We start from the raw sequence: 14,954 nt of genomic DNA, 5'->3' as shown, positions 1-14,954 counted from the left end.
AAATTTATGCCCATTTATCCTTGTTCAGCAGCCACTTCCGCCGCTACCAGCATCAGCGCCAGACCAGCATCTTCACTGGCATAATCATTCATCACGCTTCTGATGCCGTTAATACAGGCCTGTACCTGTGTTTTTTGCGGTTGAGGCAGGTTATCGATGGCATGACGAATCAGCATCAGGCTCGCTTCTTCTTCTTTCATTAAATTTTTCCCTTTAGTGACAGCGCGCACATTTTGCCAAAGTTATGCCGTCAAACCAAGTTAAGTCACTTTTTTTCACTGGCACGAAAAGTGGAAATATGCTGAATCCTGCCGTTTTTTCATGGCGATGCTATGCTGATCAAAGCGTACCGCGTTGCGGCGCGCCCGTGACGGCCTGCTTTGCGACAGGAAAAGTAATAAAAGATCAAAAGGCGATAACTATGCTGCGTGTGATGGTGCTCACTCTTCCCCTACTGCTTGCCGCCTGCTCATCCAGCCCGCCGGGCGTTGAGTGTGCGGGAAGCGTTGCCACCCTGTACGGAGAGGAAACCGCTACCACTCACGGAACCATTTTCGATCTGGTTAATTCATTTAGTGTGGCTAATGAAAAAGTGAAGGTAGAGAGCGGCCCGCTGCACTCCAACGATCGTAGCCGCTATATTCCGGCTGCGGTCACTAAGGAGGGCTATCTGGCGCAGCGCATTTCAGATCGACAGTTCCGACTTATCGATCCGCAGCAGGATAAAATGATTACCTATACCTGTGAGAATTCCTCCCACAGATAACCTGTTTAGAGGATAGCCGCATCAAAGACCGTGGCGCTTTGGCGGCAGATTTGCGCGCAGTAGGAGCAGGATAGCTGCGCATGTTTATCGCACTCCAGCGCACAGGCGCGACAGGCGGCGGCGCAGATCGGATAGAGCGCTACAGCGGCTTTACGGTCATCGATAACCAGCTGGGCCGTCAGGCGACAGAGCGCCGCGCACTGCGCTGCCAGACGCAGGCAGTCATACATGGCTTCCTGTTCAGACGATAGCTGTGCGGCACTGATACAACGCTCACAGGCGATTGCGCACCGGTAGCAATGCTTGATACTGCTTTCAATATAATCAATCATTTGTTTTTCCTTATGTTTATCTACAACACAAACGCTAAAAACAGGAATGGTCATAGGATAAACATCCGAAGAACGCTGCGGCGCTCTCCCGACATTTCCTTGTCTTTTGAGCAGTATCCTCCCTGTGGCACTTTTTTATTAGTCATTTGCCGTCAGATATCGCAGGATAAAAGAGTCTTTCTCTAACAGAGTGCTTATATGGATCAGGATAAACGCAACGATCGCTACGTTATCTTTCCCTACCCGCGTGAAAATTATGATGATGGCAGCGTTAACTATGGCGGCATCGATCTGCTGCATGAAACACAGCGCATTGATGAAATCGAGGAAGCAAAACGTTCGCCGAATCTGCGGCAGCTGCTGGAGGAGGTCAATTTACAGGATGGGCTATTTATGACGCTCGGCTGTGATTATCGTCAGCTGGAGGATGGCATTAGCGGCTACGTCGATTTTGCCTTTCGCCCTGGGCTGCCCGCCTCGCTCACCGACGAAACGCCTGTGCTGGATGACTATTTCTGGGCGTATCTGGCAAAACAGGAGATCGCTCATCATATCAGCGATGGCGCGATGGTGAGCTATGCCCGTTCAGCACTGGAGTGGAGCTGGTCACCGCTGGAGATTGCCGGAACGCGCAGCAAAAAAATCACGCTGGCTTTCTGCTGCCAGCGCGTCGAGGATGGCGAGTGGTGTCTCGACCACCTTCGTCATTTCCTGGTGACGGAATTTCCCTCTTTACCCACGCGGCAACGCTGAGCGAAAGTGGTTCAGACCTTAATCAGCCTGATGGCGTGCTCCAGCACCTTTTGCTCGTCACGATCGCTGTCATGACGGCGCAGGCGCGTTTGCCACAGCAGGCTGGCCAGCGTGTTGCGTTCGGTATCAAACCCGCTTTCCGCCAGTACGATCACCGCATCGCCAATCACCCGACAAACCTCATCATAATACTCTTCGCTCAGTGCATCTCGTTTCATCATCGTTTCCTCCCCTATAAACCTGGCACAGCTATGGCAGAATGAGAAACTGAACGGAAAGTAAAATTAAAGCAAAACCCCAATGCGCCAATAGCCCGCTGCGTATGATCACTGCTTTTAACTGCTGTTCCGACGCCGGGCGGACAAATATGCTTACCCAAATATCCCCGTTCACAGCAAGCGGCGGGCAGCAGACAGATCACACCGGTGACGCTGGCGCGCCTGACCGCCGCCTTTCTCGATACCTGTACGTCACCGGCTACCTCGATGCCGTGACCGGGCGGCCTAACCGTCAGCGTCTGATGCGTAAACCGGAACTTAACGCAGACATATTGCCGCACCAGCAGCAGCGCCTGTTAATACTGCGCCGAATTCTCCTTATTTACGCTTCTGTGCTATAGCTTTTACATCGCTATGTTGTGACAGGGTAAGGAAAAAAGGAGGATAAGTTGAAGATTTTCTACTTTATTGCGCTGATTGCCGCTGCGTTTTATCTATTTATCAATTTGCCAAAAGAGAAAAATAAACGTGACCCGGTGGCCTGGTGGGGCTGCTGGGCCTATCTGGTGGCATCGGTTATCTACTGGGGCTTTTTCAGCCTGCGTCACCATTTTCATCTCTTCTGAGTTTGCCCCGTGCGCTGTGACGGCGCGACGGAGTGATATGCCGGGTGACCCACCCTTCACAGACTGAATAAGCACCGTTGTTCACTACCGGAGGTCTTGTGAGTAAGAAAGCTCAACCGACTGGCGCCCATAAGGCGCATGAAGTGATGCTACGCCGCTGGATTACCGTTGGCCAGCCTGCCGATCGGCTCTATGCATTATGGCGCGATCCCGCTACGCTGCCGCAAGTTATGCGTCACTTCGCGGAAATTAGCGTCATAAACGATACAGAAGCCGAATGGCATGTTGAGGGACCGCTGAAAAAAAGCTATCGCTGGCGCAGCCGTATAACCGATCAGCAGCCCGGCGTGGTTATCGCCTGGGAATCGCTGGAAGGTGCCGATGTGCCCAACGAAGGGATGTTGCAGTTTCGCCCGGCCCCAGGCGAATGGGGAACCGAGCTCACGCTTACGCTGCGCTTTAACCCGCCCGGCGGCGCGCTGGGGAAAAAGGTCACCGCCTTTCTCGATCTTTTCCCGAAAGAGCAGCTCAGTAAGGCGCTGCATCGTTTTAAAAGCCTGGCCGAAACTGGCGAAATTCCTGGCCTCGACGGGCAGCCCGCTGGCCGACATGACAGCCGAAAAGATGAGGAGGCATAATGCGAGCGCTTTGCTGGAATGGCGTAAACGATCTACGCGTAGAAACCGTCGCGGACCCGGCGCTGCTGAATCCGCACGATGCCATTATTAAAGTGAGTTTGACCACCACCTGCGGCTCGGATCTGCACGTTATTGACGGGCTGATCCCCACCATGCGCGAAGGCGATATTCTCGGTCACGAGTTTATGGGGGAAGTGGTGGAAGTCGGCAGCGCAGTCAAAAATATCAGGCGCGGCGATCGGGTGGTGGTTCCCTCTTTTATTTCCTGTGGCTCCTGCTGGTATTGCCAGCACGAACTGCCCTCCTGTTGCGATAATACCAACCCGCACTGGGAACAGGGCGAGCCGATATTAGGTCATGCAACGGCGGGCATCTACGCTTACAGCCACGCTTTCGGCGGCTACGCCGGATCCCACGCGGAGTATGTACGCGTTCCGTTCGCCGATAACGACTGTTTCGTGGTGCCAGACGAGGTCAGCGACCAGCAGGCGCTGTTTCTCTCCGATGCAGCACCAACTGGCTATATGGGCGCGGATTTCTGCAATATTCATCCCGGCGATACCGTAGCGGTCTGGGGCTGCGGCGGCGTTGGTCTGATGGCGATGCAGAGCGCCTGGCTGATGGGGGCGCATCAGGTCATCGCCATCGATCGCTATCCGGAACGGCTGGCAATGGCACGCGATTATGCCGGGGCGATTACGCTCGATTACAGCAAGGCCGATATTCATGAAGCCTTGCTGGAGCTGACCGGCGGACGCGGCCCCGATAGCTGTATTGACGCGGTTGGCATGGAAGCACGCGGCGAAGGGCTGAGTCAGGTTTACGATCGCACGAAACAGCTGCTGCATCTGGAAACGGATGTTGGCGCGGCGCTGCGTCAGGCGCTCTACTCCTGTCGTAAAGGCGGCAATATCTCGATTCTGGGCGTTTACGGCGTGATGGATAAATTCCCGCTGGGGCTGATGATCAATAAAAGCCTGACGATTCGTACCGCTCAGCAGCATGGACAGCGCTATATGCATCGCCTGCTCGATCATGTTGCCAAAGGTGAACTCAATCCTGCCTTTATGGCCACGCATCATTTTTCGCTGGAAGAGGCGCCAAAAGGCTACGAGATGTTTAAGAATAAAGAGGATGGCTGCGTCAGAGCGGTATTTATGCCCTGACTGTTGCAAGAGGATAACGGGGAGATGATTGTCCCGGCTATCCTCTTGTCATTCACCATGACAAACGCGACTGGCTTACTGCGCCGTGCTTACAGGCTGTCCATCAGCTTATCGATCACCACCCTGCCATGACTGTCCCGCTGCGTAATACGGTAGTTCACCGGCCACGAACGGCGGCTGCAAAATTTATCAAACAGCATAACCTGCCCTTTCAACGTGCCGTCCGGTCCTTTAATCGACCACGTCGTAATCTCTTCCTGCCCGCGATTTTTCAGTTGAATCTCTTCCACACGCTCCAGCGTGTCGTGTTCATGAATATGCAAGTGATCTCTTAACATTTTGCCAACCCTCCGTTTACGCATTTAACTATACGCTTTTTATTTATGCTAACAATCGAATCTTCTTATCGAAATAGCCGCAATAAAAACGTGGTTAAGGACGCGCTAACGCAGGGAAAAACAGGCGGTAAAAAACGGGCATCACGCCGCGAAGGGAGCAAAAAAGAAGGGTAAAAGAGGGGAAAAAGCCCGCCGGATGGCGGGCCTGATAAGTTATTGCGGAATGCGCAGCGTTTGTCCCGGATAGATCTTATCGGGGCTGCTCAACATCGGCTTATTCGCTTCAAAGATTTTATTATATTCGTTCGCGTTGCCGTACATTTCTTTAGCAATAGCGCTCAGCGTATCGCCTTTCTTCACGGTATAAAAACGGCTCTCTTCGGCAGGCTGCGCCACGGCAACCTTATCGTCGACGTCGCTGATACCGGCAACGTTACCTACCGCTACCAGGATCTTCTCTTTGGCTTCCTGGCTAAGACCTTCGCCAGTGACCGTTGCCTTGCCGTCTTTAACTTCAACCTGCACTTTATCCGCATCCGGAATGCCGGTTTTCTGTAAATGCTCCTTGATTTTAACGTCCTGCTGTTCTGTATTATGCGTTACCGCATCCCACAGTTTCTCTCCTGCGTCTTTCACAAAGCTAAACAGACCCATGTATCATCCTCCATTAATTGACGATAAAAAAACTTAATGTCCTTATAAGCGTAGCAGAGAGGATATTATTCAGCCTTAGCCATAAAGTCGAGCCATTGTTGCTTTAAACAATAAAATCGAGGCGCGCATTGGGATGCGCAGCGATATCAATCGTCATATCGGGATGGCTATCCCCCGACAGATTCAGGCTGAGGTGGGTCAGATGGGCCTTCACATCCCAGATCATCTGCATCTCGCCGAGCTTGCCGGTAAAGTTTGTAACGAAATGCAGCGGATGCGCGCTGCCGTTCAGTGCGGAAAGATCGATTTTGTCACGCCCGCTGGTAAAGTCGCCGATCATATCCCGCAGTGCCGGGAGTGAATCGCTGGCGCGCGTAAAGACGAACACATCGTTGCCGTCGCCGCCGTAGAGCTTATCCGCTCCACCGCCGCCATAAAGACGATCGTTACCCGCCCCTCCCTCCAGCCGATCGCTGCCGCTATCGCCAAACAGCTGATCGTTGCCATTACCGCCATACAGCGCGTTATTGCCGCTTCCGCCGTAGAGCCGATCGTTGCCGTTTTCGCCGTACAGCGTGTCATTGCCGTTGCCGCCATACAGCGTATCGTCATTTTCACCGCCGTAGAGCCGGTCGTTGCCGTTCTCGCCATACAGCGTGTCATTACCGTTGCCGCCGTACAACGCATCGTCATTTTCACCGCCGTAGAGCCGGTCAATACCGTTTTCGCCATACAGCGTGTCATTGCCGTTACCGCCGTACAGCGTATCGTCATTTTCACCGCCGTAGAGCCGGTCAATACCGTTCTCGCCATACAGCGTGTCGTTGCCGTTACCGCCGTACAGCAGATCGTTGCCGTTACCACCATAAAGCTGGTCATTGCCGCTATCGCCATACAGCGTATCGTTACTGTCATAGCCATAGAGCCGATCGGCACCGCCGTTACCGCGCAGCAGGTTAGCGGCACTGTTGCCGAGCAGCGTATCGTTGCCGTTACCGGCAATGGCGTTCTCAATCACCACGCCCAGCGCGATGGAGACATTGCCCGTCAACCCGCCAACGTTAGAGAAGGTTCCGGCGTTAAGATTGATTAGCTGATTCTGGGTGTAGCCGGAAAAATTAAAGGTATCGTTGCCGCCGGCATCCCAGACGGAGAAGATCAGCGCATCAGTGCCGTTCGTCGCGCTGTAGTAGTCACGCCCGCTGTTTGAAGAAAAGCCATAAACGGTGTTGCCAGTACGCGTGCTCATATTCGCGCCGTAAAGGCGCTGAATCGCGGCAATATCATCCAGCAACGGTGCCACGGCATAGTGCCCGTGGAAATTGGCGCCGGTGTTGGTTTCGCTCCAGTAGCTCATCAGCGTGTACTGACGTGAATCCTCAATGTAGCTGGCGCTGGCACTGTAAGAGATAACGCCGGTGCCGCTGTTATAGGTGCCCGGATGGCTCAGCCCCAGCGCGTGACCCAGCTCATGCGTCAGCGTCTGACGGCCATATTCATATTTATCGGGCGAGCGAATATTGTTGATGTTGTAATCAAACCACATCGTCCCACCAGCCTTATTGGCGCTGGGAAGATAGGCATACGCCTGATCGTTAGCCTGTTGCCCGTTGGCAAACTGCGTGTAGTTGGCAAAGGTCAGCCGGGCACCGGAGGTTACCTGGGTAAAATGCACGTTAGCCACATCCGCCCAGGCCTGTAACGACTGGAGCGCTGCCGTCTTCTGCGCGCTGTTAAAGGCGACAATGCCTTTGTCGCCGCGCGGCGAGGCCGCCACGTTATCGATAAAAGCGAAGCTGAGCGACACCGGTTTATTGTAAACCTGATAACCGTTCCAGCTCTGCCCGCTGCGGGTAAGCTGTACGGCGGCTTCGCTGATGCTGTAATGTACCGTGGGGACGTTGTGATAATAACCGGTGCTGGTGGTTGAACTGCTTGCTGCCTGAGCGTCAGAATCAAACCAGGAGTGACGCGTCGTTTTTGTAGCCAATATATTCTCCGACAGAAACAATTCCCGAAAAGCCAGCACTACCCACTCATCCTGACGGGATACGGCATTCTTTCGACGTTGTGGATTTCGGGATAGAAACGGGCTTAGCGCCGTCGCAACGGATTATCGACAGGTTTTAAATTAGCTTCAATGAATTGTCTTACTCTTAAGCATTAAAGCAATTTAAATAATACGTGGCTTAAAGAGGGCGACGGATAATTTACCGTCGCGCTGGAAAATAATAAAAATGGTCAGGCAGAGACTTTACTGATCTGCATAATTTCATCGAGCCGGTTTTTCATCTCGCTGAGATTGTTACGCAGGTTTTCATCCGCTTCGGTTGCGGTTTTGCCTTTACCAATGAGCGTAAAGCGATAGCCCGGCTGATCACAGCTTGCCCGATACTCATAATTGCCGTCAGCCATCTGATGTTTCTCAATATTCAGATCCATGCTCTCCTCCTGTTGTTTTCTTAAATATAGCAAATGCGCGGCATAGCTATCCTTAACGCCATAACACCCGCTAATCGCAGTAAAACCCGAAGAGAAAAGATCATTCGCCCGCTGAGTGAAGGTCAAATTATTTGATAAACAAAAACAATTATCTTTGCTTTCCGTTTCGCTGCTCAGCGACCACACTTAAAATCCTTTTAGCGATTGCAGGATTGTTGTTATGTTGAGCATGAAAAAAATAGCTGTGCCGCTGGCGCTGAGCCTGGGATTGTGGGCGCAGTTCGGCCACGCCGCCGCACAAACGTATCAGCTGAACCCGGAGCATACCTCTGTCGTGATGAGCTGGTCACATTTCGGTTTTTCCCACCCGACCGCAGATATTTCTAACGTTTCCGGCACGCTGGTTTTTGATAGCGCAAACCCGGAAAAAGCGAAAGTTGAAGTTAAACTGCCGATGGATACGCTGGATACCCACGTTGATGCGCTGACCAAAGAGTTTAAGGCGGGCGAGTATTTTAATACCGGCACTTATCCTGAAGCCACGTTCCGCAGCACCCGCGTTATCAGCAAAGGCAATCAACAATATGAGGTGCAGGGTGATTTGACGATGAAAGGCGTTACTCGTCCGGTCACGCTTCACGCCACGCTCAACAAACAGGGCGAGCATCCCATGCTCAAAAAACAGGCTATTGGTTTTGACGCTACGGCAGTGGTGAAACGTTCTGAGTTTGGCCTGGCACAGTATATTCCTGCCGTCAGCGATGACGTCACCCTGACAATTTCCACCGAAGCCTACGCGGATAAATAATTCCCTTAGCCCTTTTAAGATTGTTCCAGCCTCGTCACTGGGGCTGTTTTTTATCCTGACCACGCGATACAGAAAAAGACCAGGGAAATAAATTCAATCCGCCCCACCATATTCTGCGGCACAATCTTGCCTGGTTCAGCTTTTTCCTGCACATGCCGCTAAACGGCGCCACGGGTTAAGCAGAGCGCATCAAACGCGCGATAGCTATTCTGTTACAGGTAGTACACTAAAAGAACCAGAGTTTGTGCAGGGCTGGCCGATGTCAGGCCGGTGGAATGAGATGCAATCAGGGAGCAATAATGAAATCAACAACATTTATCCTGCGTCTTTCGCATCCTGTTAGCGCAGATATGCTGGAGGATCTGCGTGCCGTGATCCCCGCAGACACGACGCATATTTTTATCAATGCGCTGGATGAAGAGAGTCACACCACCGTAGAGTGCGCCCAGAACGACGATAACTGTTCTCTTGCCGCCTCGGCGATCGCCCTGTGGCGTCAGCTGGGCCATATCCATCATCTTACCTGGCGGCACGGCTGGCAGAGCCTTAACGTTAACGAGGCCAGCCAGCAAGAACTCTTTCAAATGTTAAAAACACCCGGTGCAATTATGCACATCAGCTAACCCCACCTGCGCAAGGCGTCAGCAAGCGAAACGGTTAAATTTCTTTATATTTAATTACCGCTAAACTTGACTTCAATCAAGTATTGTTGCCTGAAAAGGGTTAAAAAGAGATCTTAAGCCAAATTTATTTAACCTTTCTCACCCCTGGCTTAAGGAGGTAATGATGGGACGTTTGCACGTTACCGCGCTGGAGTTCGCCCGCTATGCAGGGATCAGGGAAGAAGATTTAATTCGGGCTATCTGTAACCAAGGTACGGTTGAAGGTATAACGCTGCCGGAGGCGCTGGACCGCGCGCCGCTCTCCTCCCGCGTGTGGCTGCGTAAAGATGTGGTGCTGTTTACCCATCGACTACGGCGCGTCAGAGGAAAAAAAGGGCCCGGCATTAATCGTTGAGGGATAGCGCAGCGTGCGGCCTGTTTCCGCACGCTGTCGCTGGCTGTTTAACCCGGATAGATACCGCGATCTTTACGCGCCATCAGGATACGCTCGCAGGCGACAATATAGGCAGCGGTACGTAGCGTACACTCTTTTTCTGCCGCTTTATCCCACACGTGTACCATTGCATCCGTCATGATCTTATCCATACGCGCATTGATCTCTTCTTCGCTCCAGAAGAAGCTTGCCATATCCTGTACCCATTCGAAGTAGCTGACCGTTACCCCACCGGCGTTACAGATAACGTCCGGCACCACGGTAATGCCGCGTGCTTTAAGGATATCGTCCGCATCAGGGTAAGTCGGGCCGTTTGCGCCTTCCAGCACCAGCTTACAGCTGAGTTTTTCCGCACGCTGGCGGGTAATCTGGCCTTCCAGCGCCGCCGGAATAAAGATATCCATCTCCACCGTCCAAAACGCTTCGCTGTCGATATTTTGCGCGCCAGGGAAACCAGCGATCTGTTTGTGGCTGTTCTGCCATGCGCTGAGCGCGGTCAGATCGATACCGTCAGCGTTGAACAGCGTGGCGGTATGATCCTGAATCGCAATCACGCGCGCGCCCGCTTCGGCAAACAGACGTGCCGCCTCGCTGCCTACGTTACCAAAACCCTGTACCGCGATTTTCGCGCCCTCGATGCCGATACCGGCACGTCCGGCCACTTCACGTCCGGTAACAAACACGCCGCGCCCGGTAGCTTTTTCGCGTCCCAGCGAGCCGCCGAGGTGAATCGGCTTACCGGTCACCACGCCGGTGATGGTGGTGCCGTGGTTCATGGAATAGGTATCCATCATCCACGCCATGACTTTGCCATTGGTGCCGACATCCGGGGCCGGGATATCGCGCTGCGGGCCGATGATCAGGCCGATTTCGCTGGTATAGCGGCGCGTCAGGCGCTCCAGCTCGCCCTCTGAGAGTGAGAAAGGATCGACGCGAATACCGCCCTTCGCCCCGCCGTAAGGCAGGTTGACCGCGGCGCATTTAATGGTCATCCATGCGGAGAGGGCCATTACTTCATTCAGGTCCACGTCAGGATGGTAGCGAATACCCCCTTTACCTGGACCCCGGGAAAGATTGTGCTGAACGCGGAAGCCTTCAAAGTGGCGGATAGTACCGTCGTCCATCTGTAGGGGGATATCAACAATCAGAGCGCGTTTCGGATGGCGCAGCGTATCAATCCAGCGTGATAACTCACCCAGGTAAGGGGCAACACGATCGATTTGCTGTAGGTAGGTGTTCCAGGCCGATGTACCGCTTTCTGACGCGTAAGATAGCTTTTCCATAACAAACCTTTTTGAACAAAGTTATTTATATTGTTTAACCGTGGAAATGACCCGCATATCACTATGCGTCGATGAATTTATCATTAATTATCGTCGACGGATTTTTCATGGTGGTTGAAAGTTTTGTTTTTCCGTAAAGCAATCGTAACAGGGGTGAATAATTAATTACTTTTATGCCTGACCTCTATAAGCAGCCGCTTTATATGCGAGTTTTATTCACTTTTTATGCATAAAAACAATTTTTCCTGAGTTTTCAGATTCTTGAATGTGATCATAAAGTTAATTTTTCGTTATTCGATGCGGTTGACAATGTAAATTGCGCCAGCCAGCATTGAAGCTACCCGATGCCATTGTCATCACTGACCGTATACGTTCGAAGAGGAGTCTCGTTATTTCAATAACCTGCATCTGCTGACATCTGTAATTTGCTGTTTATCGCCTGTCATCAGGCACGTCCCCCTGCTTTCGGCAGCGCCGCTGCTTCTGTTCTCCGATCGATCGGGGAGGGCCGCTTTTTGTCTGATGAAAACCGTTAATCGCTTCATGGCCAGACGTCAAACAAGGAGATGCCATGACCTTACCATCCCCCCTGCGCCCGCCCTCTTCCGGCGCGCAGGATGAAACACCGCAACATCTGGCCCGCGGCCTGAGCGGACGACATATCCAGCTGATCTCGCTGGGTGGTGCCATCGGCACCGGATTGTTTATGGGCGCGGGCAAAACCATCGCCGTTTCCGGTACATCAATTCTGATCACCTATGCGGTGGTGGGATTCTTTATGTATATGGTGATGCGGGCAATGGGCGAACTGCTGCTAACCCGCATGGATTACCGTTCGTTCGCTGATTTCGTTTCTGATTATCTGGGGCCGAAGGCCAGCTTCTTTCTGGGCTGGTCATACTGGCTGAGCTGGGTGGTTACCTGTATCGCCGACGTGGTGGTATGCGGTGCCTATGTGCAGTACTGGCTGCCGGAAATTTCTGCCTGGATACCGGCGCTGTTAACGCTGGGGCTGCTGTTTGTGTTTAACATGCTGTCGGTGAAGATGTTTGGCGAGGCGGAATTCTGGTTTGCGATGATCAAGATTATCGCGATCGTCGCGCTGATTGCGGCAGGGCTGTGGATGATCGCTACCGGCTGGGTTTCGCCCGACGGCGTACGCGCTTCGGCGGGTAATATTACCGATCCGGCGGTGTTTATGCCGCACGGCATGATGGGCTTCTTCGCTGGTTTTCAGATCGCTATTTTCGCCTATACCGGCGTAGAGCTGCTGGGCACCATGTCTGCCGAAACCAGAACGCCGGAAACCATTCTGCCACGCGCTATCCGCGCTATTCCGCTGCGCATCATCATCTTCTATGTGCTGTCGATGATGGTGATTATCGGCGTAACTTCGTGGCAGCACGTCTCGCCGGAAACCAGCCCCTTCGTCACGCTGTTTGATAAAGCGGGCCTGCCTGCCGCCGCCGCGCTGATTAACTTTGTGGCGCTGACCTCCACCATGTCTTCAGCCAACAGCGGCGTCTACTGTAGCACCCGCATGCTCTACGGCATGTCGCTGGAAAAACATGCGCATCGGCAGTTTCGCATCCTGTCGCGTGCCACGGCGATCCCGGTACGTAGCCTGCTCTTCTCCTGCTTCTGTATGCTGAGCGGCACGCTGCTGTTGTTCCTGGTGCCCAACGTGATGCGGCTGTTTACCATCGTCTCTACGCTGTCGGCGATTCTGGTGATTTACAGCTGGGGGATGATCCTGATCGCCTATCTGATTTATCGCAAACGACGTCCGGACCTGCATCAGCGCTCAGCGTTTAAGATGCCTGCTGGTATTGTGATGAGCTGGCTGAGCCTGATCTTCTTCCTGTTTTCGCTGGTGATTATGGTGTTCGATCCCGATACGCTGATGGCGCTGTGCAGTATGCCGTTCTGGTTTTTGCTGCTGGCGATGTTCTGGCGGCTTAAGTTGCGCCGTCAGCAGGCCCGCCAGATGCAGCGATCCTGGGCCGCACGTACCAATGCTTAACGTAAAAAGCGGCGATCGCCGATCGCCGCCCCGCCTGATACGCTTTTCTGGCTGTCTCAGAAATCCGCTTTCAGCACCACACGATAGTTCGCTTTACCGGCACGCACGTGCTCCAGCGCGTCGTTGATTTTTGACATCGGGAAATATTCCACCTTCGGCGCAATATCGGCGCGTGATGCCAGCTTCAGCAGCGAACGCAGCTGGCCCGGTGAACCGGTAGAGGAGCCGGTTACCGCCCGGTCGCCGAGAATCAGGCTAAAAGCAGAAACCTCAAACGGCTTCATCACAGCACCAACGGTATGGAAATTGCCGCGCGGCGCGAGAGCAGCAAAGTAAGGCTGCCAGTCGAGATCGACCGCGACGGTGCTCAGGATCAGATCGAACTGTCCCGCCAGCTGCTTCAGCGCTTCCGGGTCACGGCTGTTAACCACATGATCAGCACCCATATCAAGAATGGACTGCTTTTTATCCGGCGAGGAGCTGAACGCGGTGACCTCTGCGCCCATCGCGTGCAGGATTTTAATCGCGATATGACCCAGGCCGCCGATACCGATAACGCCGACGCGGCTGGTAGCGGTGATGTTATGCATCAGCAGCGGTTTAAATACCGTGATGCCGCCGCACAGCAGCGGACCAGCGGTAGCAGCATCCAGTTTTTCCGGTAGCGGGATCACCCACTGCCAGTTGGCGCGCAGCTTCTCGGCGAAGCCGCCCTTGTTGGCGATAGTCGGCACGCTGCCGTTCAGGCAGTTCACCTGGTCGCCGTTAATGCAGGCATCACAGTGCTCGCAGCTTTTCGCCGTCCAGCCAATGCCGACGCGCTGACCAATGGTCAGCCCTTTGTTTTTCGCTGCTTCGCCCAGTGCAGAGACGCGCCCGATCACTTCATGACCGGCAATCAGCGGATATTGCGACACGCCCCATTCATTATCGATCATCGAAAGATCGGAGTGGCACACGCCGCAGTAATCCACGTCGACCTCGACATCTTCAGCGTTCAGCGGCGCGGCTTCATATTCATACAGGGTCAGCGCCTGACCTGCTTCCATCGCTGCGTAGCTTTTGATTTTCACGTATTACCTCAGACTACGTTAGGGGGACCAGCAGAGAGTGTAGCAAAGGCGTTAACCAACTGACTTTCCACATCATGCCACGGTTATTTTTCAGACAGTGAGTTAAAACGGGTGCTTCCCTGCCCCTTATCTTCTACTGCGCGGCGGCAAGGATCGCGGTGATATCGCTGATGGTTTCTGCCAACAGATCGCCACGGCGGTACGCCTCCAGTTCGATTTCGCCACCGTTTACCACCGGGGAAGGCCGCTCGATAAACAGACCACGCGGCGTGAAAGCCGGGTCCAGTACCACCGCAAACGGGATTTTTACCTTTTCAATCTTCAGCAGATCGATGAAGGGCTGCGCCTCTTCACGCGTAATGATAGCGATGCTGACCGGCAGGCGCTGACACAACAACGCCATCGGCGGAATGTTACGATGACAGTCGGGGCACCACATCTCCGCCGCTACCAGCAGGCGAAAGCCCTCACCGATCTGTCGGGCGGGAGCCAGCGCTTGCTCTACCGCCGCGCTTTGCGACGCCAGCAGCGTCTGCCAGCGGCGCAGATCGGCAATCTGTTCCGGCGTGCCGGTATTGATAAACTCTTCGGGACTTTTTCCCTGTTTAAACAGCGCTTCAAATTCGGTCATCGCCTTTCTCCAGCTTAACGGATGGCCTGTCATGATAGAAGATTTGCGCTTGCAGCACACCTTTCTTCAGGGGCGAGATAACCCCGTCGATCGGGCTTGCCGGTTTCCTTTTACAGGATAAGCGAGCAGCCCAGATACCCCTGACCA

General features: G+C 53.5%; 20 protein-coding genes. 10 read left to right on the top strand and 10 right to left on the bottom strand.

Going from position 1 to position 14,954, the window contains the following annotated elements:
* Positions 1-14 precede the first annotated feature (14 nt).
* Entirely contained in the window at positions 15-200 is a 186-nt protein-coding gene (locus C7M51_RS05245; RefSeq protein WP_160620818.1) for a hypothetical protein, read from the bottom strand.
* Between the two features lie 221 nt (positions 201-421).
* On the opposite strand from C7M51_RS05245, the gene C7M51_RS05240 reads away from it, so the two are divergent.
* Complete coding sequence (locus C7M51_RS05240) at positions 422-766, top strand: hypothetical protein (protein ID WP_160620817.1); 345 nt, start codon at positions 422-424, stop codon at positions 764-766.
* 5 nt (positions 767-771) lie between these two features.
* Here C7M51_RS05240 and C7M51_RS05235 read toward each other — a convergent pair whose 3' ends face one another.
* The gene (locus tag C7M51_RS05235; protein ID WP_160620816.1) at positions 772-1,098 is read right to left on the bottom strand and encodes a four-helix bundle copper-binding protein; all 327 of its coding nucleotides are present in this window, start codon (positions 1,096-1,098) and stop codon (positions 772-774) included.
* A 198-nt stretch (positions 1,099-1,296) separates the two neighbouring features.
* Here C7M51_RS05235 and C7M51_RS05230 point away from each other — a divergent pair, with 198 nt between their 5' ends.
* Positions 1,297-1,851 (top strand): hypothetical protein, encoded by a 555-nt coding sequence (locus tag C7M51_RS05230; protein ID WP_160620815.1) that lies wholly within the window; start codon positions 1,297-1,299, stop codon positions 1,849-1,851.
* Between the two features lie 11 nt (positions 1,852-1,862).
* Here C7M51_RS05230 and C7M51_RS05225 read toward each other — a convergent pair whose 3' ends face one another.
* Positions 1,863-2,069 carry a DUF2767 family protein gene (locus tag C7M51_RS05225; protein WP_160623575.1) on the bottom strand — a complete coding sequence of 69 codons (207 nt, stop codon included), beginning with the start codon at positions 2,067-2,069 and terminating at the stop codon, positions 1,863-1,865.
* Between the two features lie 149 nt (positions 2,070-2,218).
* Between C7M51_RS05225 and C7M51_RS05220 the strand changes: the two genes are divergently transcribed.
* The 4 genes from C7M51_RS05220 (at position 2,219) to C7M51_RS05210 (ending at position 4,499) form a co-directional block, all read left to right on the top strand.
* Positions 2,219-2,470 carry a hypothetical protein gene (locus tag C7M51_RS05220; protein WP_160620814.1) on the top strand — a complete coding sequence of 84 codons (252 nt, stop codon included), beginning with the start codon at positions 2,219-2,221 and terminating at the stop codon, positions 2,468-2,470.
* Positions 2,471-2,518: 48 nt separating this feature from the next.
* Complete coding sequence (locus tag C7M51_RS22210; RefSeq protein ID WP_167522362.1) at positions 2,519-2,695, top strand: hypothetical protein; 177 nt, start codon at positions 2,519-2,521, stop codon at positions 2,693-2,695.
* Positions 2,696-2,793: 98 nt separating this feature from the next.
* Entirely contained in the window at positions 2,794-3,333 is a 540-nt protein-coding gene (locus C7M51_RS05215) for an SRPBCC family protein (protein ID WP_244323800.1), read from the top strand.
* Complete coding sequence (locus C7M51_RS05210) at positions 3,333-4,499, top strand: zinc-dependent alcohol dehydrogenase (protein ID WP_160620813.1); 1,167 nt, start codon at positions 3,333-3,335, stop codon at positions 4,497-4,499. The genes C7M51_RS05215 and C7M51_RS05210 overlap by 1 nt, the downstream gene beginning before the upstream one ends.
* A gap of 89 nt (positions 4,500-4,588) precedes the next feature.
* Here C7M51_RS05210 and C7M51_RS05205 read toward each other — a convergent pair whose 3' ends face one another.
* The 4 genes from C7M51_RS05205 to C7M51_RS05190 all read right to left on the bottom strand — a co-directional run bounded on the left by C7M51_RS05205 (position 4,589) and on the right by C7M51_RS05190 (position 7,933).
* Positions 4,589-4,837, bottom strand: coding sequence for a hypothetical protein (locus C7M51_RS05205; RefSeq protein WP_160620812.1), 249 nt, complete (start codon positions 4,835-4,837; stop codon positions 4,589-4,591).
* A 213-nt stretch (positions 4,838-5,050) separates the two neighbouring features.
* Complete coding sequence (gene lysM, locus C7M51_RS05200; protein WP_160620811.1) at positions 5,051-5,491, bottom strand: peptidoglycan-binding protein LysM; 441 nt, start codon at positions 5,489-5,491, stop codon at positions 5,051-5,053.
* 103 nt (positions 5,492-5,594) lie between these two features.
* Entirely contained in the window at positions 5,595-7,481 is a 1,887-nt protein-coding gene (locus C7M51_RS22585; protein ID WP_280116109.1) for a M10 family metallopeptidase C-terminal domain-containing protein, read from the bottom strand.
* Between the two features lie 251 nt (positions 7,482-7,732).
* Positions 7,733-7,933 carry a hypothetical protein gene (locus C7M51_RS05190; RefSeq protein ID WP_160620809.1) on the bottom strand — a complete coding sequence of 67 codons (201 nt, stop codon included), beginning with the start codon at positions 7,931-7,933 and terminating at the stop codon, positions 7,733-7,735.
* Positions 7,934-8,153: 220 nt separating this feature from the next.
* Between C7M51_RS05190 and C7M51_RS05185 the strand changes: the two genes are divergently transcribed.
* The 3 genes from C7M51_RS05185 (at position 8,154) to C7M51_RS05175 (ending at position 9,758) form a co-directional block, all read left to right on the top strand.
* On the top strand, positions 8,154-8,741 hold the full coding sequence (locus tag C7M51_RS05185) for a YceI family protein (protein ID WP_160620808.1): 588 nt from the start codon (positions 8,154-8,156) through the stop codon (positions 8,739-8,741).
* A 299-nt stretch (positions 8,742-9,040) separates the two neighbouring features.
* Positions 9,041-9,364: a hypothetical protein gene (locus tag C7M51_RS05180; RefSeq protein WP_160620807.1), complete on the top strand. Its 324-nt coding sequence runs from the start codon at positions 9,041-9,043 to the stop codon at positions 9,362-9,364.
* Positions 9,365-9,524: 160 nt separating this feature from the next.
* Positions 9,525-9,758: a hypothetical protein gene (locus tag C7M51_RS05175; RefSeq protein WP_244323799.1), complete on the top strand. Its 234-nt coding sequence runs from the start codon at positions 9,525-9,527 to the stop codon at positions 9,756-9,758.
* Between the two features lie 47 nt (positions 9,759-9,805).
* Here C7M51_RS05175 and C7M51_RS05170 read toward each other — a convergent pair whose 3' ends face one another.
* Positions 9,806-11,080, bottom strand: coding sequence for a Glu/Leu/Phe/Val family dehydrogenase (locus tag C7M51_RS05170; protein ID WP_160620806.1), 1,275 nt, complete (start codon positions 11,078-11,080; stop codon positions 9,806-9,808).
* A 571-nt stretch (positions 11,081-11,651) separates the two neighbouring features.
* Between C7M51_RS05170 and C7M51_RS05165 the strand changes: the two genes are divergently transcribed.
* Complete coding sequence (locus C7M51_RS05165) at positions 11,652-13,103, top strand: amino acid permease (protein ID WP_160620805.1); 1,452 nt, start codon at positions 11,652-11,654, stop codon at positions 13,101-13,103.
* Positions 13,104-13,159: 56 nt separating this feature from the next.
* Here the strand turns inward: C7M51_RS05165 and ahr are convergent, their stop codons facing one another.
* Both ahr and C7M51_RS05155 read right to left on the bottom strand, forming a co-directional pair.
* Positions 13,160-14,176 (bottom strand): NADPH-dependent aldehyde reductase Ahr, encoded by a 1,017-nt coding sequence (gene ahr / locus C7M51_RS05160; protein WP_160620804.1) that lies wholly within the window; start codon positions 14,174-14,176, stop codon positions 13,160-13,162.
* 133 nt (positions 14,177-14,309) lie between these two features.
* Entirely contained in the window at positions 14,310-14,807 is a 498-nt protein-coding gene (locus C7M51_RS05155) for a thioredoxin family protein (protein WP_160620803.1), read from the bottom strand.
* Between the last annotated feature and the right edge of the window lie 147 nt (positions 14,808-14,954).

The organism is Mixta intestinalis, from assembly GCF_009914055.1.
Taxonomy (GTDB): Bacteria; Pseudomonadota; Gammaproteobacteria; order Enterobacterales; family Enterobacteriaceae; genus Mixta; species Mixta intestinalis.
Note: the sequence above shows the minus strand (reverse complement) of the source record. Positions and strands in the feature narration are given on the sequence as shown.